Raw genomic sequence first — 22241 nt, 5'->3', positions numbered from 1 at the left:
CTGGATGAATCCACATCAAAGACTCGTTCATCCACCTTTGAACTGGATGAATCCATATCAAAGACTCGTTCATCCACCTTTGAACTGGATGAATCCACATCAAAGACTCGTTCATCCACCTTTGAACTGGATGAATCCAGATCGAAGACTCATTCATCCACCTTTTGTCTCACCGAAGCAGTGTTGAGTTACCGATGTTAAAACCATTCATACAAATGGAGGGTTTTGAAACCTAAACTTTCAGTTACCCTGAAGTTAGTTGCCTAATTAATATTGATTCTTCCATAACATAGAATAGATGACTGAACAAACTTCTAGAATTTGTATCCTTGGTGGAGGCTTTGGTGGTCTCTACACAGCCTTGCGGTTAAGCCAATTACCTTGGGAATCTACGCAAAAACCCGAAATTGTTCTAATAGATCAAAGCGATCGCTTCCTATTCTCTCCTTTACTTTACGAATTACTCACTGGCGAACTGCAAACCTGGGAAATTGCCCCACCCTTTGAAGAAATTTTACAAGGCACAGGGGTGCGTTTTTATCAAGGTGTTGTGTCTGGAATTGACATCGACCAGCAACGGGTAAATATCCAAGAAGGCCCGGAAATCCCTTATGACCGATTGGTGCTGGCGCTAGGAGGTGAGACACCGCTAGATTTAGTCCCTGGTGCGGCAGCTTACGCCTACACATTCCGCACCATCTCTGATGCTTATCGTTTAGAAGAACGCCTGCGATTTTTAGAAGAATCGGATGCCGATAAAATTCGGGTAGCGATCGTTGGGGCTGGCTACAGTGGTGTAGAGTTAGCTTGTAAGTTAGCTGACAGACTAGGCGAAAGAGGACGCTTTCGGATCGTTGAAATCGCTGACCAAATTTTGCGAACTTCCCCAGAGTTTAATCGGGAAGCAGCAAAGAAAGCATTAGATGCCCGTGGTGTATTTATTGACTTAGAAACCAAAGTAGAATCAATCGAGCAAAATAGCATTTCCCTAGAGTACAAAAACCAGTTAGACACGATTCCCGTGGATTTGGTAATTTGGACTGTAGGAACTAGAGTTGCGCCCGTAGTCAAATCTCTTCCTCTCAAGCAAAATCAGCGCGGTCAAATCATCACTACATCTAATCTGCAAGTCCTCGATCGTCCAGAAATCTTTGCCTTGGGAGATTTAGCAGACTGTCATGATGCTGAAGGACAGCAAGTCCCCGCTACGGCACAAGCGGCTTTTCAACAAGCTGATTATACTGCTTGGAATATCTGGGCAACTCTGACTAATCGCCCCCTCCTTCCCTTCCACTACCAACAGTTAGGAGAAATGATGGCACTAGGAATAGACAACGCTACTCTCACTGGTTTGGGAATTAAACTAGATGGGCCCTTGGCATACGTCGCTCGCCGTGCTGCTTATTTATATAGATTGCCAACTTTAGACCATCAGCTGAAAGTTGGTTTTAATTGGCTATTCCGTCCGATTATAGAAACACTTTCAAGGTAACTTTCAAGGTTGGGAATTGCGAATTGAGCATTGGTAAAAAAACCAATACATTTACGATGATTTGTTTAATTTCCGCCAATCTACTTAGCAGATGCTAAACTCTACCCACAGAAGCTCTTAATAAGCCAAAATCTAAAATTCAACATTCAAAATTTTCAAACTTTAATGGAACAACCGAAAGTTATTTTTTTAGATGCTGTGGGTACACTTTTCGATGTCAAAGGTGGTGTGGGCGAAGTTTATAGTCAGATAGCCCAGGAATTTGGCGTTACAGTTTCAGCCGAAACATTGAATACAGCTTTCATCCAAAGCTTTAAAACAGCGCCGCCACCGATATTTCCAGATGCAGAACTGCAAGATATTCCCCAGCGCGAGTTTGATTGGTGGCGGATAATTGCTCTGAACACTTTTGAAAGGGCAGGTGTTCTCAAGGAATTTTCTGACTTTTCGGCTTTTTTTAGCGAACTTTACATCCACTTTGGCACTGGCGAACCGTGGTTTGTCTATCCCGATGTTTTACCAGCTTTAATCAACTGGCGGCGGTTGGGAGTTAGCCTGGGGGTGCTGTCCAATTTTGATTCTCGGATTTACTCAGTATTGCAAAGTTTGGGATTGAGAGAGTTTTTTACCTCCGTCACCATTTCTACCCAGGTACGTGCAGCTAAACCCGACCCGCAAATTTTTGCCATTGCCTTAGACAAACATAAATGTTCCCCAGAGGCAGCGTGGCATATCGGCGATAGCATTGTAGAAGATTATCATGCAGCTAAAGCAGCTGGACTCAGAGGTGTTTGGATCGACCGTGGAAAATGAGGGGATACTTTCAATTTAACAACGCCAAATTTTTTTTAAAGTGGAATCCAATCTAATCTATCAATCCACTCTTCTGCCTCAGTCGTTTCCCAAATCAAATAAATTGTTTCTGCCCAAATACTCAGGTTCCCACTGGAACGCAACCAAACTAGTCCCCAAATATGTCCTCCATCTCCCAGTGTTCTTCCAGATGTTGGGGCATACTTTTGCGGTTGTCTGTAACCAATATTCGTTGGGATAATTCCAGGTAGCGCAGGATATCTGGGTCAAGCGTACCTAATGGTGGTGCTTCGGCATCGCCTACGCGCAGAATATCTATTGCTGGATTGAAGCGCAAAACAGCTATCTTCAGTTTGGGCGACAAATTTTCATCAATGAGAAAACGTACCTTCACCAAGAGTTTAGCAACTCCTGCTCGCGTTGCGCCTTTAATACTCTTAAACGTTGCATCAAAGGTGAAGGATTAGCTAATGATTCTTGATAGCGCTGTTCTCGCCACTTTGCTAGCCGCAACATATAAGCATCTATTTCAACACGATTATGCAGATAGTAGGTAAGCGTCGCATAAATTTTCTCCAAATTCAGGGAAGGTAATTCTTCTAGAATTTGCTCCGGCGAACATCCTTGTAGGTAATATTGAATCACATTATCAATACCAATGCGATGGCCTTTGAGACGGATGTCATCTGGGTCTAAAAACTCAAAATAATCTTTTAGTTGCATTCATCTACCTCTGTAGGGTCTTTTAAGATTATCTTAATTGCCATTGAATAGTTTAGATGCGATCGCTGGGGTACTGTACTGTTGTTGCATTTTTTCCAAGTTTTAAAGCGTCAGGGACATAAAACCTCTAAGTCTGACATGCTTAGTATTTATATTATCCACCTCAAAGACTCGTTCATCCCCCTTGCCCCGACTCCCCACTCCCAACTCCCTTATTCCCCTGCTGCCCCAACACTCGTATGATCGAGATATCAGGAAAACATAACAGCCAGATTTTTACCGCAAAACATGGGCAGTATTTGGGAAATCGATTTTTACTCTCGTCCGATTTTGGACGCTAATCAAAAAAAAGTTTGGGAAGTCTTAGTCTGCGAAAGCCCCTTGGATATCGGCGCAAAAGTAGACTCTTTGTTTCGCTATGCTCAATATTGTCCCAGTACCCAGGTAAATTCGGTCTGGTTGCGGACAGCATTGCAGGAGGCTATTAACCAAGCTGGAAAAGCACCAATTAAAATCCGCTTTTTCCGCCGCCAAATGAACAATATGATTACTAAAGCTTGCCAAGATTTGGGTATTCCCGCCCAGCCTAGCCGCCGGACTTTGGTTCTCAATCAATGGTTAGAACAGCGGATGGAAGAAGTGTATCCTCAAGAGACAGGGTATCAAGGGGGGACTAATCCCTCAGTCCGCTTAGAAAAACCTTTGCCACAACGTTTACCAGATGCTTTGGAAGGACAGCAGTGGATATTTGTTACCTTAGATGCTGCGGATTTTGCTGATATGCCAGAGTGGGAAATTGGTTTTGGTGAAGCTTTCCCTTTAGAGTTGGCGAAAGTTTCACCCGAAGCCCGTATTCCTGGTATTTTGATTTTCTCATCGAGAGCGCTACCCTTGGCTGGCTGGATGTCTGGTTTGGAGTTAGCTTTTTTAAAATTTGACGCTAGCCAAGAGGCGAGATTGCTTTTAGAAACTGGTGTAACTGAAAGCTGGATTGTGGCAAATATCAAAAAACCTCAAATTTTAGCAGAAGCAAAAGCTTTTGAAGCAGCCAAGCAAAAAGCGAATGGAGTACATTTTATCGGCGTACAGTCCGATCCCAAAGCAGAATCTTTTGCTGGTTTTTGGCTGTTGCAAGAGGTTAATTTGTGAAAATGGGCTGGGGATTGGGGACTGGGGACTGGGGACTGGGGACTGGGGACTGGGGATTGGGGACTGGGGACTGGGGACTAGGGATTGGGAACTGGGGAGATAAGGAGAATAACCATGCCCAATGCCCAATGCCCAATGCCCGATCCCCAATCCCCAATTACAAATGACAATATCCGTTGAGACATGACAATGATTTGGGATAATTAACTGCGTCCATCAGTGTCGATCTGCGGTTTCAAATCGTAACTGTAAAGAAACACTGATGATTTTTGGATAGTTATCTGCGTTCATCATTGGAAAGTGCGTAGGCGTAGCTCGTCGTAGACATCGCACTTCTCAAAAGATAGCGTTGATATGCGGTTCAAAATCCACAATTCACTAAGGGTCATGGGTTCTGAAAATTTGTCACAAGATACACTAGCCGAACAGTTGCTGGAACTAGCTATAAAATCTGGAGCAGAAACTGCTGAAGTGTATCAGTCGCGATCGCTTTCTCGTCCCGTGTTTTTTGAGGCAAACCGACTCAAACAGCTAGAAACTAACCAATCTGAAGGCACAGCACTACGGCTTTGGCGAAACGGGCGTCCGGGACTGACGGTGGCTTACGGTTCTGTCTTAGCCGAAGTAATGGTGGAAAAAGCTCTGGCTTTGAGTCAACTAAATCAACCGGAAACTGTAGAATTAGGCTCTAACTTTCAGCCTGACTACCCCGATTTAGGAGAAAGTTTCCCGATAGAGGTTTTGGTGGACTGGGGCAAAGAAGCGATCGCACTCATTCGTGATGCCTATCCCGATGTTGTATGTAATGGTGACTGGGAATGTGATATTGAAACCACCAGACTAGTCAACACCAAAGGTTTAGATTGTCACTATACAGACACTACCCTCAGCTGCTATATATCAGCAGAATGGGTGCGTGGTGATGATTTTTTAAGTGTTGCTGATGGTCAAACCAATCGGGGGGAACTCGACTCAGAGAGATTAGCTAACCAAATTTTACAACGGTTAATTTGGTCGAGTGAAAATATTTCACCTCCTATTGGTCGTGTCCCGATTTTATTCACTTCTAAAGCCGCCGATATGCTTTGGGGTACTGTACAAGCCGCTTTGAATGGCAAGCGAGTTTTAGAAGCAGCTTCACCTTGGGCAGAACGTTTGGGTAAGGAAGTAGTTGCACCTAGTCTCACCATCTACCAAGATCCTGAAGCTGGCCCTTACAGTTGCCCTTTTGATGATGAAGGCACTCCAACTCAATCTCTAGTATTTATCCAAAACGGAACTTTACAGCATTTCTATAGCGATCGCACCACTGGCTCCCAACTGGGTACTAATACCACTGGAAATGGTTTTCGCCCTGGTTTAGGTAGCTATCCTACCCCTGGTTTATTTAATTTTCTCATCCAGCCCGGATCGGCATCGCTACCAGATTTGATTCAACAACTAGATGATGGCTTGATTGTCGATCAAATGTTGGGTGGTGGCGGCAGTATTTCTGGAGATTTTTCGATTAACGTCGATTTAGGCTACCGCGTCCAAAATGGTCAAGTAATTGGGCGTGTTAAGGATACGATGGTTGCAGGTAATGTTTACACAGCGCTGAAGCAATTGGTTACACTAGGCAACGATGTTGATTGGAATGGTTCTTGTTATACTCCGTCTCTGATCGTAGAAGGGCTATCTACTACGGGAAGAAGCAATTAAATAATTCGTAATTCGTAATTCGTAATTCGTAATCGGGGAGAGTGCTTTTGTATAGCGATCCTAAATTATTTGTGAATAACAATATCCCCGACTTCTTAAAGAAGTCGGGGATATGAGCCTTGATATAGGCTTTTAAACCATCCTCTAAGATTCCACTAAACAGCTTTTTAGGAAAGATTTGTAATCCAAAATTTAAAATCCAAAACTGGTATGAATCAGCGTTTTCGCACCTGGTGGCAGCCTAGAAGAGGTTTAGCGATCGCCGAAGCCTGTATTATCGGTCTGGTTGCTGCCCTATCTGCGGTATTCCTAAAAGTCGGATCGGGATGGCTGGGGACATGGCGAGTGCATACTACCCACCTTTTGCCGGCATGGCTGGTACTACCTGCAATTGGTCTTGTCCTGGGATTTCTGGCTGGATGGTTGGTGGATAGATTAGCACCAGAGGCTTCTGGTAGCGGTATTCCACAAGTCAAAGCATCTCTGGCCAATGTGCCTGTGACATTATCTTGGCGGGTAGCAGGTGTGAAGTTACTTAGTGCGATCATCGCCATCGGTTCCGGCATGACTCTGGGACGGCAAGGCCCTACTGTCCAAGTGGGGGCAGGTTTGGCAGCAGGGATGAGTCGTTGGGTTCCCACTTCCCCAGATCATCGACGGCAGATGATTGCAGCTGGTGCGGGTGCCGGTTTGGCTGCTGCTTTCAATGCCCCGATCGCAGGTGTATTGTTTATCGTTGAAGAATTACTCCAAGATTTATCAGGATTGACTCTCGGAACTGCCATTATCGCCTCCTTTATTGGTGGAGTGATATCCCGACTTTTGGGTGGTGGCTCTCTTGACCTTAACTTGCAATTAGTAAAATCTTCCAGCCAATTCTCCATCCCAGAAATTCCCTTTTTTATACTGTTAGGTATTTTGGCAGGCTTGTTTGGTGCATTATTTAATCGCGGCATTATCTTTAGTATTAAATTTTACGAAAGATTACACATCAGTTTGCCCTTGCGCGTAGCTTTAGCTGGATTTATCTCTGGTGTTGTCGTGGCTATGCTCCCCCCATCGTTCCGTGATAATACGGGACTGCGAGAGTCATTAATTACTGGAAATTCCCATCCTAGTGTCGCCGCGATCGCCTTTGCGGCCCAGTTCATCCTCACACTGATTGCATTTGGTTCGGGAGCGCCGGGGGGATTATTCGCTCCCAGTCTGATTTTGGGTTCTTGCTTAGGACACATCATCGGTGTATCTGAGTTATATATCACCGGAGTTGGTTCTCCTACGACTTACGCCTTAGCGGGTATGGGTGGATTTTTTAGTGCTGTCTCGAAAGTGCCAATCACAGCAATTGTGATTGTTTTTGAGATGACTACAGATTTCAACCTGGTACTACCTTTGATGATTGTTTCTGTCGCTGCTTACCTGGTTGCGGATAAGGTAATGCCTGGTTCGCTTTATGAAAAACTTTTGGAGTTAAAAGGGATTACTCTCACCAAAGAAGTTGCGATGGAAGGAGCATTAAGCAAGTTAACTGCAAAAGATGTGATGCAAGAACGGGTAGAAACTCTAGATGCAGAGATGACCCTGGAAGAAGCAATGCAAGCTTTTGCTCGTTCCCATCATCGCGGTTTCCCTGTGGTAGAAGATAGCAAGTTAGTGGGGATTGTAACGCAATCAGACTTGTTAAAAATCCGCGAGAGTACAAACCACACATTTCACGATCGCAATTTAGCCGATATTTTCTTAAAAGAAATTATGACATCTGTCCCGATGACAGTATCACCAATTCACACCCTCAGTAATGTACTATATTTACTCGATCGCCATCAAATCAGTCGCTTACCAGTGGTAGATAGACGAAAACTGATTGGGATTATTACTCGTGCAGATATTATTCGGGCGGAAGCAGATCATCTCAATGGTGAGAATGCGACACCGAAACTGCGACCAGAACCTTCATACATAGTTTACCAGACGCGATCGCCCAGCATTGGTAGAGGTAGATTATTAGTACCCGTAGCAAATCCCGAAACAGCAGGTGTTTTATTACAAATGGCAGCAGCTATTGCCCGCGATCGCCATTATGAAATAGATTGCGTGCAAGTGATGCTGATACCCCGCCACAGTTCCCCATCAGAAACACAGGTAAGAACCGCAAAAAGTCGCCGCTTGCTACGACAGGCAGAAGTCTTAGCAAAAAAGTGGAAAATTCCCTTACACACGCAGATTCGAGTTACCCACGATGTGGCGCAGGCAATTTTGGAGACAATCAACGAACAACACATCGACCTAATTTTAATGGGATGGAAAGGTAATACATCTACCCCTGGTCGGATTTTTGGCAGCGTTGTTGACACCATAATTCGCCAAGCTACCTGCGAAGTCGTATTAGTAAAATTAGGCACTACTCAATCCCCAATTTCCAGTCCCCAGTTTAACCGTTGGCTAGTTCCAGTGGCTGGTGGCCCCAATTCACCACTGGCAATTAAATTGCTACCAGCTTTAATTACATTGGGAAACGATCCAAAAATTCGCCTGACACAGGTGTTTAAACCATCTGAACTCAAGCCAGATATGTCAATTTCCGAACAAGCCATTCGCCATTTGATGCGTCGTCGCAAATTGTCGAGTACTGTAGTTGCTCTCCCCGTGCAAGCTAATTCAGTTGCAGAAGGTGTGATTAATTTAGTGGAAACCGAAGGTTATGACGTTGTAGTTTTGGGAGCATCCCGCGACGGATTGTTACAGCAAGCGATTCAAGGTAATATTCCCGAAGCGATCGCCTCTGGTGTCGAGAGTACAGTGATTTTGGTTAGAGGTGCGATTCAAAAACAAAAAACATAGATTTTAGTGAGTTTTTTAATGATAAAATACACCAATAATCAGAGTAATAATTATTGGTATTAAGATTGGAATAGCAACTATAAGTCCCCACTTCCCAAACTTAATTTCCTCACCCTCAGATTTGAGAAACGCAATCCAACCTATAACTCCCATCAAAACCCAAATAAATCCAAAGGCGAGAAATATAACAAATACTGAATCGTCCATTTTTTTCACCAAATTTTATTAAATTGTAACTAATTACTACTAATTAACTTTGCTAAACTTTCCCGAAACTGGCTAAAATCAAAAGCTTCAATAGTTTTTTGCTGTAAGTATTCTGGTTGGTAAATTACTGGATTAGAGCAATCACCTTGCAAGATTTGAATTAGATTATCGGCAATTTCTTCAACATTATCAGGATCGACCAAACATCCCAACTTCCCCTCAGCCAAGGGATCTATAGAACCATCTTGATTACCTGCCAAAACAGGTTTACCACAAGCTAAAGCTTCTAGAAAAACAATCCCAAATCCTTCTCCTTTACTAGGCAGAGCAAAAACATCGCAGAGATTGTAATGATCGCACAATTCTTGCTCTGGAACAAATCCGGCAATTGTCACACAATCTTGGAGATTTAAGTTGGTAACTAAAGCTTTAATTCGAAGTATATCATCTCCTTTACCTGCAAGAATAAAGTGAACATTAGGAAGATGCGATCGCACTTTAACTAAAGCATGAAGGATTTGGTCATAACCCTTGTATTTTGCCATGCTTCCTAGCCGCGTTACTGTTAAAATTACAGGTTGTTCATCTGTTAAGTTATATCGCTTGAGTAAGTAGGTAGGTTTAGAATTTATTGGAAACTTACTAGCATCAAATGTATTAGGCAAAATAACTATCTTTTCTGAATCAATATTTGTATCTTGAAGCAAGCGCTGGCGAGTATAATTACTAACACTAATGATTTTATCTGCTTTTTCTAAAGCAAATTTTGTTGCCTTATTTTCGATATCCCAAACTTCTAAGCCATGAGCAACGACCCAGTAAGGAGTTCCAGTAAAAAATTTGACAATATAACAAACAATCGCATAGTTAACATGAGTAGAAATCACTATAACGGGATGTTGAATAATAGCTAAAATAATTATTTTCGTGGCAAATAAAATTGGTTGCAATAATTTTGGTAAATCTCCAAAATAATGAAATATTGTTGAACTTAAAAACTGCAATTTATCTGGCTGTTTTAAACTATACTTATCGTATTTGAGAAACACATCATAATCAGCTTCAGGATATATATCTTGTAAAGCTTTCAGCAAAAATTTTGAGTAAACTTGAATACCTCCCTTGAAATCAAATATATTCGGAAATATTAAGTAAAGACGAGGTTTAGCACTCATAGGGTTTTGGCATTTTCAATAATTTCAGGTTTTAATTGCGTGACAACATCTTTTCGAGAATTGATAGCCGCTGCGATAAAATAAAACTCAATAGTTGTAAAAGTATAGTCTTCAGTAAAAACATCTGGAATTTGAGATGCTAAAAACATAATAATCGGAACAGTAATTAAAGGATTAGTATATTTAACTTTCAATGCTATCCTCGCTAAAAAATTAGTAAATAACAATAATCCAGGAATTCCTTGCTCTGCTGACACATTTAAAAATATATTATGTGCGTGATAACTTTTCTTTCCCCAAACTTTCACTCCTATCTGGTCTGGAAAAACTCCTATACCTATACCAGTAAATGGTCTTTTAATAGTTTCATTAATAGCTGCCTGCCACATTTGAAACCTGGAAAAACCTGTTCCCATAAGAGTAGGAATCTTTTTTTGATTTGGATTGACCGAACTTGAATTTTCTAAAAATATATTAGTTAATGGAAATATTTTACTATCTGCCAAACCAATTCTCCGTGTAGAAACTGGTGCAGTTACAATGAATAAAAACAACAAGCTGATTAGATAAATCATTTTTCTCAAACTAATAATTTGATATATCAGTAAAAGAAACATCCCAATTATAAAAATTACCCAACCATTCCCGCTGGCAGATAAAGCTAAGGGAATTAGAAAAATGAATTCGCTTATATGTAATTCAATTTTAGAAATTTTATTCTGTTTTTCTAAAATCAGGCTTAAACATAATCCAATGGCGACTATGACCCCAAACTGATTAGGGTTTTGCATAATCGAACCAATCTCAGGATAAAAGCTAGGAAACTTTAATAATTTAAAAATCCAGTTGTTGGGAAGTAAAACCTCTAAAAAACCCAAACCTGCAATTATCTGTAGTAAGTATAATATGCAACGATAATAAAATGTTAAAGATGATGCGGTTATATTCTTAAAGGTTAATATTAGAAAAGCAAGAAATAATATGTAATAAATTGAGTATTTTAGACTATAAGTAATAGCAATATTTGGAAAATCGCTTATTAATGAGGAAAACCACATCCATAAATACATGAGACTTATAGATATCACAATTATTTTATGCTTCTTAACAACTTCTGGTATAGATTTTAAAGATAAACTAATGATTCCAAAACTAAATGCCGGAAGTAATAAATAATGAATACCAATATTTATTCCGGGAAATTTAATTCGCCCTAAAAGTGAAGAAAATAGTATGAGTAGAAAAAATATATTAATCATAACCTTTTATTTAAAGATATTAAAAAAAATCAAACCTATATAACCCACTTTTGGCGAATTGGGGATAGATTTTGATATTTTTTTCAAGCTATAATCCCCAACACGTAGAAAATATTACCATAATACAGTCTTCGCCAATATCATCTTTTGAGGCTAGGATTAATTTGGTATTTTTGCACAGCTAAATGTTCTTTCTCAGGTAGAACCCAAAAAAGTCGCAATGTATTCCGAATCTACAACTATCAGATATTTTTAATTAATCATCTGCCAAATTTTGAGAATGTTTTCACCACTTCCACCACCGGCAATGGTTTGTCCATCTGGGCTAATGGCAACGGCATAAATATATCCAGAACCTGTCTCCAAAGTGCGAATTTCCTTTCCAGTGACTGGGTTCCAAAGTTTGATTGTCTTGTCACTACTGCCACTTACAAGGGTGATACCATTTGAACCTACGCTTCGCAAAAATGCGACAGAATTAACCTTATCATTATGTCCTTTTAAGGTGTGGATTAACTTTCCTGTTTTCAGATTCCACAATTTAATTGTCTTGTCTTTACTGCCACTGGCAAGGATGACGCCATCAGGAGCAAAAGCGACTGAAAGAATCGACTCTGCATTTCCCTCTAAGGTGCGGATTAACTTTCCTGTTCCCAGATTCCACAATTTAATTGTTTTATCCCAGCTACCACTGGCAAGGGTTTTACCATCAGGACTGAAAACTACAGATGCAACACCACTGGTATGTCCCTCTAAGGTGCGAATTAACTTTCCTGTCTCCAGATTCCACAGTTTGATTTTCATATCCTTACTAGCACTGCCACTGGCAAGGGTTTTGCCATCAGGACTGAAAGCTACAGAAGTAACTCCATCGCTATTTCCCTCCAGAGTGCGAATTAACTTTCCTGTTTCCACATTCCACAGTTTGATTGTTTTATCCGCACTGCCACTAGCGAGGATTTTGCTATCAGGACTGAAAGCTATAGTCCAAATCCAATTGGAATGTCCTTCTAAAGTGCGGATTTCCTGTCCACCTGTCAGATTCCATAGCTTGATTGTCTTATCATCACTGGCACTGCCAAGGGTTGTACCATCAGGACTGAAAGCTACGGAATTCACGTCACTAGAATGCCCCTTGAAGGGTTTGGGTGAATAAGAATTTTCTGAGACGTTTTTTTGGGGCTGAATAGGCTGAGAAACAGGCTGAGAAATAGGTTGAGGAGCCTCGCTGACTATCTGGGGACGAGACTGAAAATACCAAACTCCCCCTAATCCCAACACTAAAATGCTAGAACCTAACAGCAGTTGACTTTTCAGATTGTTATTTGATTTTGGTGAAACTAGCACCTTGTTTGCTGGGGGAGCTGCAAATGTTGTTGTCAGTATAGTTGGGGGCACTGATGACAATGATGGTATTTGAGGTGTCAAGTCATTGATGACTTCATCAGCCGATTGATAACGCTTTTGGATGTCTAATTGCAACAGCTTATCCAAAACTTCACCCAACTCTACAGATATAGAAATCCCGTCCCTACCTGAACTGGTTAAATGTTGCCGCCAAGATGCAACCCAACCATAACCCTGGTGTATCCACAGTTGAGATGGGCGAACCCCAGTCAGGAGATGAAAACAAGTAGCCCCCAAACTGAATAAATCACTGGCTGGGTAAGCTTTTCCCTCTTGCATCTGTTCAAGTGCAGTGTAACCGTGTGAGCCAATCACAGTGCCCATTCTTGTATACACTGTTGCTGTCAACAGCTTGGAAGCTCCAAAATCAATGAGGATTAATCGCCCGTCACTTTGACGGCGAATAATATTCTGTGGCTTGATATCTCGGTGAATCACTCCCCGCAGATGGATAAACTTCAGTACTGGCAGTAAATCTAGCAAAAGTTGGCGAATCTCCGTTTCGTTATAGTTTGCCCGCGTTTCCGATTCTTTGAGCAAGTTTTGCCCATCGATAAACTGCTGCACCAAAAAGAGATAGCTATTTTGCTCAAAATAAGCCAATAAAGTTGGAATTTGTGGATGTTCTGCCAGTTCTTGCAGTCGGCTCGCTTCTTGTTTAAATAGTTCAACGGCCTTAGTTAGCGGCCCAGTTCCCTGAAGTTTTGGCGCAAATTGCTTAACAACACAGCATTCATTCAGTTTGTGTATATCTTTGGCTAGATAGGTTCTACCAAATCCACCCTCGTCTGATAAAACCTGAGTGGGACGATAGCGACCTCCTAGCAGGGGTATCAATTCCGCTCTACAACTGTGGCAATAGTTGTTTTTATCAGGATTTAAGGGTTTTTGGCAATCGGGATTCACACAACAGAGCATACTGGGAATCCATTTCAGTTGGGGTATATATTCATCTTAAGTCATGCAGTATAATCTCTGTTGTTAGTAAATATCACTGAGACAGCATACAAATCTTCAATTTCCTTACCTCATCAGGTATTGAACAATTTAGATAAATTGAAAAAATTGTGTTTGAGCGATGCCTTTTGAGGAATTGATGGGCGTCAGGTCTGCTTGTGTATTACATTTGTATGAGCAATTTAGTCAGGTTTACAAAAATATCTAGGCAAAATTCCGAAAAGCAGCAATTTAAGTTTGTAGCTCAGTATATACCTACGAAATTGAGATTTCCTCTAGTAGTCTAAATTGAAAATACAATTTTTCCGATTTGATTGTGGCAAACATTTGGGTATGTAAGATATACGAATTCATTTGATTACAGGCGATGCCTTTAGCAAGCCGCTAAGGTAGATACGCTAAATTTCCCTTTACATTTACATAACTGCTGTGGCTAAAACAGCAACTAGTATTAATTTTGTCTTTCAGAAAGAGACAAAATTATCAGCAAAATTAGGAGCGTAATTATGCTATTAGGCAATAAAAACTATCGTCGCAAATTAAGTCATGTTTTAATTAGCTGCGTGAGTAGTAGTTTGTTAATCACAAGTAATGTGCTGCCTATAAGTGCTTTGGTGAAATCTGACAGTTTTCAAGATTTCATAATTGCTAAATCACCAGATGAGAGACAACCAGAAGCAGTAAAAAAAGGAATTGAGCAAATTCCTGCTTCTCAGGCATCAACATCTCCAAGACGGAAGATATCTATTGAGTCACCAATACAAAAGGCTCCTCGTGTATCTTCTCATAGAGAAAATTCTCAGCGAACTTCCAGGGTTTCAGATAATAGCTCTACTCCTAGAGCATCTAGACGTAGGACTTCCAACTCAAATTCTAATCGTTCCAATGGTGGTAGCTCTGCATCTAGATCGTCTAGAGCTAGAATTGCTAACTCAAACGCCAATCGTTCTAATGGTGGCTCTGGGAGAGTTCGCAAGCCAAGTTATAATGTCGCTACAGGGAACCAAAATCTCGATAATTCAGCGATTTCTTCACCTGCAACACCAACTTACAAAGAGATTAACTTTGTAGATGTTGCTTTAGGTATTCTGAGTAAAGGTGACTTTCAATCTGAAGGTAGATATTATCATTTCTATGAGTTTGAGGGCAGAGAAAATCAATTAGTTCAAATTAGACTGATTGGCAGTAATGATACACGCAGATCCAATAATTTGAGTTTAAAACCGTTGTTGTTTCTGCACGATCCTGATAACAATATCATTGTTAAAAAAGGCGCTTTGGATAAAAGTAGTGGTGGTGATGATGCATTTATTTTTGCGCGACTGCCTAAAAATGGCATTTATAAGATTGCTGTTACTAGTCAAAATCCTGGAGATACAGGTCGCTATAGTTTGGCTCTCAGGAATGATAGAGCTAGCTATACTTTAGATGAATCAGATCAACTAACTGCCAAAAGCTCAACCTTGAAACAAAATGGAGGCGCTTACAATGTTTCTAATTTTCAAGGTAGAAAAAATCAACTGATAAGTATTCGTGTTGATAGTGTTGATGAAGAGTTTTCTCCTTATGTAGCTTTGCTAAATTCTAAAGGACAAACGATCGCGATCGATAAAGACAAAGACAAAAGTGGTGTCTACAGTGCTTTAATTGACCGAGCTAGGTTGCCTGAAGATGATACATACTATATAGTTATTACTTCCAAAAATCCACAGGAACGCGGTAAATATAGATTGACTATTTTCTGAAGTAATTACCAATTCTGGTATCGAGACTATTGCTATGAGTAGGATATAGTCAGGAATGTTTTTTTATTTACCGTAATAGTCTTGATACCATTGCACAAAGTTAAGTTAAGAGATTGTTTGAAAAGTATTTTACTGTGATTTTAGATACTTTCATATCCCTCCTTCCTTTTTAAAGGGGGTTGGGGGGATCGATAACGTTTTGCTACTGACGAAAGGACTTTTAAAACATCCTCTTAAGATGTTTACAGTTTTTTCAACTCCCCCAGAATCAAAGTTAATTTTATTAGGCTGCTCTTTGAGATAATTAATAATATTAATAGCTAGGTAATCAGGTTGCAAATAATTATGATTGATAAATTTGACTATTCCTAAGTCGCTTAACTTTTCGGCTCTAATTATTTGTTCTTGCTCCTGATTACCTGTAAAGGGAAGAATCATAGCTCGTACACCTGTGGTTAAAATATTCATTATGGTATTATAGCCAGACATATTTATTGAAAGGTCTGCTTTTTTCATGTAATTTAGCAAGTAAGGAGTATAGCGTCGAATATAGATGTTTTTACTAAATTTTGCCATTTTTTGCAGCTCTTTAAATTTTGAATTGGGGATGAATGGCCCAGTAAAAACCTGAATATGATGTGGCAATAATTTCTCTAAAAAAGGGGCTGTGTTAACTACACATTCAAGCAACTCATGACCAAATCTACCACCTCCTACACTGGCTAAAATCAGGGGTTTGTCTGATTTAATAATTTCTCGATCTTCATCAGTTAAAATAAGATTTGTTGGTGGGTCTTGCACGACATATCCGGTGTAATATACTTGGCACTTTAGGTCATTGACTCTAGAAAAGGTTGCTTCTAGTGAGACTAATTCTGGGTCGCTGTGAACCAACAGAATATCAAAATATTTATTGATTAAGTTACATACTTTTTCTTCGTGTTTTACTTGTTTTTCCGGTTTAATAACTACAATATCTCGCAAACTAGAAACTATTTTAGTTGAGCCTTTATTTGATTTAGCTAATTCTAATAATGGAATTAATTCAAAAGAAAAGCGTCTTCTCCCAAAAGGAAATAACTCAACGATTAAAATATCAGGCTGGAATTGCTTAAAGATTTCCAGAAGTCGATTTTTTCTAATGTCTTTGGCTTCGCTAAGGCTAAAGGCATCATCTAGTACTTGTAGTTCAGCAGCTTCTAGGTCAGTTTTAATTGCAGGTAGATTGATAACTTCTACACCAGCAGGAATTTCAAATCCTTGAATTATTTCACCACCATTAATAAAACAAACTTGGAAGTCTTTGGTTAAACCTCGCACAATTTCGCGGCTGCGAACCAGATGCCCCATACCTAAAATGTGTTGGCAGTAAAACATAATACGTTTCATAAAAATTTTACCTCTGTCAATTTGGATGGTTGGAAGAAGGCGAACGAAAGATACAATAAATACTTTTATTACTTTTTACTTGAACAATTTTGGCAATCATCGTTAATTTCAGTAATTGTACATATGGGTTATAGAAAAATGTAATATCAATTTAAAAAAGAATACGACAGATCCATACGGACATACCTTTGTTATGTCTAGCTTTTCTAATTTTTAATTTTTAATTTTGAATTGGTATAATCACGCTCTTTTTTTGCTAGTAAGGTAGAGATGTATTGGTTAATTTTGGGCAACCATTGAGATTAATTTTCGGTTGGGAAATCTGCGGAGTTTGGAGTTGTTGTAACAGCGATCGCAGTAATATATCTAAAGTCAGATCGTTTTGAATCGCTGCTAAAATCCCCAAATTTGCCAAATTTTCTGCACGAATGCACTGTTCTCGTGATGGCTTAATTCTGGGTACTACTACTGCTGGCTTACCCACTGAGAGAATCTCGCAAGTTGTTTTGTAGCCACCCATTGCGACTACGGCATCTACGGCGATGTAACTCATTAAATCCGGTAAATTTGTCTATCTGCACTTAGGGATATACAGCAGCTTTCAGTTTCAGTGCAGCTTGGTGTTCTAAGGGCATTTCTGGGCCACATATAATATAAGCTTCGTAATTTATGGGACGCTGGTAACAATACCAAACTCGATAAATATGTGTCAATTAACTTGTAACTATCTTCACTAGCACCCGGTCTAGTAAGTTAAAGCGGACTTTTCCAAACTCCCAAAAGTTTTTGAGAGATTAATCATCAATTAAATCTCCAGTTATATAACTATTGTCACGGTTATCTAACTGGAGATTCGCTATATTTAACAGTTAACGGCTAAAAGGAGTTAAAGAGATGGAAATTAAGCCAACTGACCCATCGCTAGCACTCACAGAAATTCCCCCAGGCTATCTCAATATTATGGGTTACGTCGATCAGTCAGAAGTTAATGGCCCTGGTTGTCGTGCAGTCATCTGGGTACAAGGTTGTCTGCGTGAATGTCCTGGCTGCTTTAATACTAACTCTTGGTCTTTTGAGGCTAACCAATTGATTGCTGTTGATGCTCTTGCCGAAAATATTCTCAGCAATCCTCGCAACACGGGTGTAACATTCTCTGGTGGAGAACCCTTTTGGCAAGCAACGGCATTAGCGTCTTTAGCCCAGAAGGTAAAAGCTGCTGGTTTAAATGTAATGTCTTTTTCCGGGTTCACTCTTAAGCAGCTACAGTCCCAATCTGCGCCGCCAGGTTCCCAAGCATTGTTAGAACAACTCGATATCCTGATTGACGGGCCTTTTGTACAATCTCTGGCAACTAATTCTCCCAATTCTCCAGTTTCTTCCAGCAATCAACGGGTTCGGGTGTTAAACCCCGCTTTCCAAGACCAGATTACTTGGGCTAGCGACCAGATCGAAATCCACATCCTCAAGGATGGTGGACGCATTGTCACTGGCTATCAAGGTGGACTGGAACTAACGTAGGGGAGCGGGGGGTAGGGGAGCGGGGGGCAGGGGGCAGGGGGCAGGGGGCAGGGGGCAGGGGGCAGGGGGCAGCAGGGATAAGAAAGTAGGGTTAAAACTTACAAATTGAGCTTCTGAAGGTCAACATTGAGCTTCTGAAGGTCAACTTTCACCTTCTGAGGGTCAACATTGAGCTTCTGAGGGTCAACTTCCACCTTCTGAAGGTCAACATTGAGCTTCTGAAGGTCAAGTTTCACCTTCTGAGGGTCAATATTGAGCTTCTGAGGGTCAACATTGAGCTTCTGAGGATCAACTTTCACCTTCTGAGGGTCAACATTGAGCTTCTGAGGGTCAACTTTCACCTTCTGAGGGTCAAATTTTTAGATTTCTGCTCCCTTATCGAGAAGCTATGTTTAAATGCAGCTTTGTTTGGGACAGATTATATTTAAAAAAAATACATATCATAAATTTGACTAGACCATTTCAGAAAATTTTTACTGAACACCGCGTATTTTGGGCTGTTTTACTTTTTGGTACAGCACTGGTGGTAACGCTAGCACTGTCGCTTTCTCAAGGAGCAGTACCTTTAAGTATGTCGGAATTTTGGCAAGCTATACTCCACAAAGGCGATCCGGTTAAACAGACAATTCTCTGGGATTTACGTCTTCCGCGCATTACTGCTGCGATTATTGTCGGCGCAGCTTTGGGAATGTCAGGGGCACTGCTGCAAGGAATGTTACGTAATAGTCTCGCCGATCCATTTATTTTGGGCATTTCAGCGGGTGCGGGACTACTTGTAATTCTGATGATTGTGTGCCATATATTCCCGATCGCAATTCCTTTTGCAGCATGGATAGGAGCAATTTTAACTGCCGCGATCGTTATTTTACTCGGTCGTTCGGGGTCGGGAATTTCTGTTGAGCGCTTGATTTTAGGCGGAGTAGCGGTGAGTTCTTTATTTGGTGCTGTACAAAGTACATTGCTGCTTTTAGCTGAAGATGGGCAAATTCAAGTTGCGCTCAGTTTCCTGGTTGGTAGTCTTAATGGACGGGGTTGGCAAGAAATTGCTACAACTGGCCCTTATATCATCGTTGCATTGATTGGGGGATGCTTGCTGGCGCGATCGCTAAACATACTGGCTTTGGGAGATGATTTAGCTGTGAGTTTAGGGCTTTCGTTGACGCGATCGCGCTTGTTAATTGGTGGTGTCGCCACTCTATTAGCCGCAGGTGCAGTCAGCATCAGTGGCTTGGTTGGATTTGTCGGTCTTGTTATCCCTCACGGTGTCCGCCTGATTGTTGGTACAGATAATCGCTTTGTTTTACCACTTTCCGCTCTTGCAGGTGCATGGTTACTCACTTTTGCAGATTTACTCTCTAGACTAGGAGCAGTAGAACTACCAGTAGGTTCCGTCACTGCCTTGCTGGGTTCACCCGTGTTTATCTGGTTACTTTATCGTCGTTCTGCTGGGTTTAATAAATTTTGAGCGATCAGCCCGCTATCCATCCCCACCGTATATACGGATCGGGTTTTTTGCGCATTCTGATAAACTGAGACTAAAGTCTTCTTCAACTATTTAAGCCAAAATTCTCCATAAGGAAACACAGCTCTATAACCCTACTTTCTTATACATACCAATTTGAAAAAAATGCGACAGTTACATACTCTCAAACCTTTGTTCTGTCTGGCTTTCTTAATTTTGAATTTTGAATTTTGAATTTTGAATTGGTATTATCCCCCCTGCCCCCTCAAGGAGGTTAATCGATGTTATGTGTTGAGGAATTAATCAACTTAGACCCATTTCAACAACTTCCCAAAGAGCGATTGCAGTGGGTTTGCGATCGCGCTCAAACAGTTGAACTTTCCCCCGGAGATGTGTTGTCCTATGAGGGAGACCCTGTATGTCGGTTATTTATCTTAGTCAAAGGTAAAATCAACATCACCCGCCGCAGTGAAGGAGTGGAAATTCCCATCGGGCAACACGAAGCCCCATCCTTTTTTGGTGAAATTCCAGTACTCACAGATGAACCTGCACCTGTGACAATGCGGGCATTTTCAAATTGCCACATCTATGAAATGAAGGGAGAAGACTTCCGCAAACTGCTGCATGAATGTCGTGATTTTGAGCGGATGGTCTTCCGAATTATGCAACGTCGTGTCCGGGGGCTAGAGTCTTTCATTCGTGGGCGGGAAAAGATGGCAGCTTTAGGGACACTTGCTGCGGGTCTTGCTCATGAACTCAACAACCCAGCCGCAGCCTTGGTTCGGACTTTAAAAGAAATGCCAACCGCCATCTTAGAGTTACAACGAATGAACTTAGTTTATGGGCAACGCAATGTTGACGAAGCCCATACTCAACACTGGTTGAGAGTACGCGATCTAGGCTATGATGCGATTTTGAATAATCGCCTAGATCCGGTGACACTAAGCGATCGCGAAGACATATTGCTGGAATGGTTAGAAGACTATGGTGTAAACCAAGCATGGAAATTGGCAGAACCTTTAGCGGAAGGTGGTGTTGAGGTTGAAACCCTAGAGCAACTCATGGAACGTTGGCGCAACGACGACACAGAATTGCGAGAAATGGGATTGCACTGGCTAGCGCTTTCCTTTGAAGTCATGTCGATGATTAAACATGGTTTGCGAGGATCTGAGAGGATTTCCGAACTTGTGCAAGCGATGAAGTCTTATTCTTACCTCGATCAAGGCACTCAGCAAGAAGTAGATATACATCAAGGCTTGGAAGATACCTTGCGATTGTTTGCTCATAAACTCAAGTGCGGTGTGCAAGTGCAACGCAATTACGATCGAAGTCTTCCAAAAATATTTGCCTATGGCAGCGAACTAAATCAAGTGTGGACAAACTTAATTGACAACGCCATTGATGCAATGGATAGTAAAGGACTGCTAGAAATTACAACACACCACTGCGATCGCTATGCCCATATAGACATCATCGATTCTGGCAGTGGAATTCCACCTGAAATTAAAACCCGTATTTTTGAACCTTTCTTCACCACCAAATCAGTAGGACATGGTTCAGGACTTGGTTTAGAAACCGTTCGCCGAATTGTAGAAAATCGCCATCACGGTACGCTTTCATTTGAATCGCACTCAGGTAGAACTTGTTTTACCATTTGCCTACCTTTATCAAAGCAATAAATCAATCAAAAATGGGATTAGAGATGAAAAAAAATGGGAACCAATGGTTCCCTAAATCTAGCAGCAAGTGAATATTTTCGTCAGACTTCTAGTTTCTTATTGTCTCCTAAACTAGAATTCGTTTTATAGTGATAAATCAATACACTTCAGGATGAGCAACAAAATCTTCATGTAGAGACGCGATAAATCGCGTCTCAAAAGACCAATTATCTACACCGATAACCCTTAAGCCAAGCGTATTGAGCTATAAATAAAATATTTGGGTAAAAAAATTATTTATCTGATAATTCCGATCTTGTGGACTGTTGATTGGAGTTAATAAATTCAGTCTTAGGTGGTTTTCCTATAGTATTAGGAGGTTGTTTTTTTGTTTTGGGTTGTGGATTATTATTCTCGCTCATGTTCATTTATCTCCTTAATAGCTTTAATTATTTGGCTGTTTTAAGATTTCTTGCTTGGAGTTGAACAAGCAAAAAATTCAGTGAACGCAGTCAGTTTGTGTTCTGATGATTATGACTTCAAGCGATGTCATCTCAATTCCGTAATCCTGTTAAAAATTTTTGATAGGTAAATCCAGAGTTTGGGCTTCATTACCAAGATGTTTATACACCGTAGCTTTGGGAGAAAAGGAGACGCGCTGCGCGGACAAGTCGCTAAACCGCAAGGGCGCAATGGCTCCCAACCTACACAATTAGCGCTAACCCAAGCGTATTGGGTTATCAGC

18 protein-coding genes are annotated in these 22241 nt (G+C 40.9%); 10 read left to right on the top strand and 8 right to left on the bottom strand.

What is annotated here, in order from left to right; genetic code table 11:
• From RMZ42_RS20380 to RMZ42_RS20370, 3 genes are all read left to right on the top strand, one after another.
• Positions 1-201: hypothetical protein (locus RMZ42_RS20380; RefSeq protein ID WP_322673107.1), on the top strand; the 201-nt coding region annotated here is incomplete at its 5' end.
• Positions 202-298: 97 nt separating this feature from the next.
• On the top strand, positions 299-1492 hold the full coding sequence (locus RMZ42_RS20375) for an NAD(P)/FAD-dependent oxidoreductase (RefSeq protein WP_322673106.1): 1194 nt from the start codon (positions 299-301) through the stop codon (positions 1490-1492).
• A gap of 165 nt (positions 1493-1657) precedes the next feature.
• Positions 1658-2305: an HAD family hydrolase gene (locus RMZ42_RS20370; RefSeq protein WP_322673105.1), complete on the top strand. Its 648-nt coding sequence runs from the start codon at positions 1658-1660 to the stop codon at positions 2303-2305.
• 148 nt (positions 2306-2453) lie between these two features.
• Here the strand turns inward: RMZ42_RS20370 and RMZ42_RS20365 are convergent, their stop codons facing one another.
• Both RMZ42_RS20365 and RMZ42_RS20360 read right to left on the bottom strand, forming a co-directional pair.
• Positions 2454-2699: a DUF5615 family PIN-like protein gene (locus RMZ42_RS20365; protein WP_322673133.1), complete on the bottom strand. Its 246-nt coding sequence runs from the start codon at positions 2697-2699 to the stop codon at positions 2454-2456.
• Complete coding sequence (locus tag RMZ42_RS20360; RefSeq protein WP_322673104.1) at positions 2696-3028, bottom strand: DUF433 domain-containing protein; 333 nt, start codon at positions 3026-3028, stop codon at positions 2696-2698. The genes RMZ42_RS20365 and RMZ42_RS20360 overlap by 4 nt, the downstream gene beginning before the upstream one ends.
• Positions 3029-3316: 288 nt before the next feature.
• Between RMZ42_RS20360 and RMZ42_RS20355 the strand changes: the two genes are divergently transcribed.
• The 3 genes from RMZ42_RS20355 to RMZ42_RS20345 all read left to right on the top strand — a co-directional run bounded on the left by RMZ42_RS20355 (position 3317) and on the right by RMZ42_RS20345 (position 8719).
• Positions 3317-4177: a Tab2/Atab2 family RNA-binding protein gene (locus tag RMZ42_RS20355; protein WP_322673103.1), complete on the top strand. Its 861-nt coding sequence runs from the start codon at positions 3317-3319 to the stop codon at positions 4175-4177.
• Between the two features lie 387 nt (positions 4178-4564).
• Complete coding sequence (locus RMZ42_RS20350; RefSeq protein WP_322673102.1) at positions 4565-5878, top strand: TldD/PmbA family protein; 1314 nt, start codon at positions 4565-4567, stop codon at positions 5876-5878.
• Positions 5879-6088: 210 nt separating this feature from the next.
• On the top strand, positions 6089-8719 hold the full coding sequence (locus RMZ42_RS20345; RefSeq protein ID WP_322673101.1) for a chloride channel protein: 2631 nt from the start codon (positions 6089-6091) through the stop codon (positions 8717-8719).
• 236 nt (positions 8720-8955) lie between these two features.
• Here the strand turns inward: RMZ42_RS20345 and RMZ42_RS20340 are convergent, their stop codons facing one another.
• The 3 genes from RMZ42_RS20340 to RMZ42_RS20330 form a co-directional block, all read right to left on the bottom strand.
• On the bottom strand, positions 8956-10101 hold the full coding sequence (locus tag RMZ42_RS20340) for a glycosyltransferase family 4 protein (protein ID WP_322673100.1): 1146 nt from the start codon (positions 10099-10101) through the stop codon (positions 8956-8958).
• Entirely contained in the window at positions 10098-11360 is a 1263-nt protein-coding gene (locus RMZ42_RS20335; RefSeq protein WP_322673099.1) for an O-antigen ligase family protein, read from the bottom strand. Before RMZ42_RS20335 ends, RMZ42_RS20340 begins: the two co-directional genes overlap by 4 nt.
• 252 nt (positions 11361-11612) lie before the next feature.
• Complete coding sequence (locus RMZ42_RS20330; RefSeq protein ID WP_322673098.1) at positions 11613-13685, bottom strand: serine/threonine-protein kinase; 2073 nt, start codon at positions 13683-13685, stop codon at positions 11613-11615.
• A gap of 545 nt (positions 13686-14230) precedes the next feature.
• Here RMZ42_RS20330 and RMZ42_RS20325 point away from each other — a divergent pair.
• Positions 14231-15469, top strand: a complete 1239-nt coding sequence (locus RMZ42_RS20325; RefSeq protein ID WP_322673097.1) for a peptidase — start codon at positions 14231-14233, stop codon at positions 15467-15469.
• Between the two features lie 150 nt (positions 15470-15619).
• On the opposite strand, the gene RMZ42_RS20320 is transcribed toward RMZ42_RS20325, so the two are convergent.
• Entirely contained in the window at positions 15620-16858 is a 1239-nt protein-coding gene (locus RMZ42_RS20320) for a glycosyltransferase family protein (RefSeq protein WP_322673096.1), read from the bottom strand.
• A 256-nt stretch (positions 16859-17114) separates the two neighbouring features.
• The gene (locus tag RMZ42_RS20315) at positions 17115-17411 is read right to left on the bottom strand and encodes a glycosyltransferase (RefSeq protein WP_322673095.1); all 297 of its coding nucleotides are present in this window, start codon (positions 17409-17411) and stop codon (positions 17115-17117) included.
• 341 nt (positions 17412-17752) lie between these two features.
• Here RMZ42_RS20315 and RMZ42_RS20310 point away from each other — a divergent pair, with 341 nt between their 5' ends.
• Positions 17753-18376 (top strand): 4Fe-4S single cluster domain-containing protein, encoded by a 624-nt coding sequence (locus RMZ42_RS20310; RefSeq protein ID WP_322673094.1) that lies wholly within the window; start codon positions 17753-17755, stop codon positions 18374-18376.
• Between the two features lie 98 nt (positions 18377-18474).
• Here the strand turns inward: RMZ42_RS20310 and RMZ42_RS20305 are convergent, their stop codons facing one another.
• Complete coding sequence (locus tag RMZ42_RS20305; RefSeq protein WP_322673093.1) at positions 18475-18717, bottom strand: hypothetical protein; 243 nt, start codon at positions 18715-18717, stop codon at positions 18475-18477.
• A gap of 107 nt (positions 18718-18824) precedes the next feature.
• Between RMZ42_RS20305 and RMZ42_RS20300 the strand changes: the two genes are divergently transcribed.
• Positions 18825-19841: an iron ABC transporter permease gene (locus tag RMZ42_RS20300; RefSeq protein ID WP_322673092.1), complete on the top strand. Its 1017-nt coding sequence runs from the start codon at positions 18825-18827 to the stop codon at positions 19839-19841.
• Positions 19842-20119: 278 nt separating this feature from the next.
• Positions 20120-21517: an ATP-binding protein gene (locus RMZ42_RS20295; RefSeq protein WP_322673091.1), complete on the top strand. Its 1398-nt coding sequence runs from the start codon at positions 20120-20122 to the stop codon at positions 21515-21517.
• Positions 21518-22241 lie beyond the last annotated feature (724 nt).

The organism is Nostoc sp. DedQUE05, assembly GCF_034530955.1.
GTDB lineage: Bacteria > Cyanobacteriota > Cyanobacteriia > Cyanobacteriales > Nostocaceae > Nostoc.
The sequence above is the reverse complement of the archived record's forward strand: the minus strand, read 5'-3'. Positions and strand labels throughout refer to the sequence as shown.

Coding starts and splice junctions, on each gene's coding strand:
- RMZ42_RS20325 (WP_322673097.1), top strand. CDS start 14,231: ATGCTATTAGGCAATAAAAACTATCGTCGCAAATTAAGTCATGTTTTA.
- RMZ42_RS20295 (WP_322673091.1), top strand. CDS start 20,120: ATGTTATGTGTTGAGGAATTAATCAACTTAGACCCATTTCAACAACTT.
- RMZ42_RS20360 (WP_322673104.1), bottom strand. CDS start 3,028: ATGCAACTAAAAGATTATTTTGAGTTTTTAGACCCAGATGACATCCGT.
- RMZ42_RS20335 (WP_322673099.1), bottom strand. CDS start 11,360: ATGATTAATATATTTTTTCTACTCATACTATTTTCTTCACTTTTAGGG.
- RMZ42_RS20320 (WP_322673096.1), bottom strand. CDS start 16,858: ATGAAACGTATTATGTTTTACTGCCAACACATTTTAGGTATGGGGCAT.
- RMZ42_RS20340 (WP_322673100.1), bottom strand. CDS start 10,101: ATGAGTGCTAAACCTCGTCTTTACTTAATATTTCCGAATATATTTGAT.
- RMZ42_RS20345 (WP_322673101.1), top strand. CDS start 6,089: ATGAATCAGCGTTTTCGCACCTGGTGGCAGCCTAGAAGAGGTTTAGCG.
- RMZ42_RS20330 (WP_322673098.1), bottom strand. CDS start 13,685: ATGCTCTGTTGTGTGAATCCCGATTGCCAAAAACCCTTAAATCCTGAT.
- RMZ42_RS20375 (WP_322673106.1), top strand. CDS start 299: ATGACTGAACAAACTTCTAGAATTTGTATCCTTGGTGGAGGCTTTGGT.
- RMZ42_RS20370 (WP_322673105.1), top strand. CDS start 1,658: ATGGAACAACCGAAAGTTATTTTTTTAGATGCTGTGGGTACACTTTTC.
- RMZ42_RS20355 (WP_322673103.1), top strand. CDS start 3,317: ATGGGCAGTATTTGGGAAATCGATTTTTACTCTCGTCCGATTTTGGAC.
- RMZ42_RS20350 (WP_322673102.1), top strand. CDS start 4,565: ATGGGTTCTGAAAATTTGTCACAAGATACACTAGCCGAACAGTTGCTG.
- RMZ42_RS20315 (WP_322673095.1), bottom strand. CDS start 17,411: ATGAGTTACATCGCCGTAGATGCCGTAGTCGCAATGGGTGGCTACAAA.
- RMZ42_RS20310 (WP_322673094.1), top strand. CDS start 17,753: ATGGAAATTAAGCCAACTGACCCATCGCTAGCACTCACAGAAATTCCC.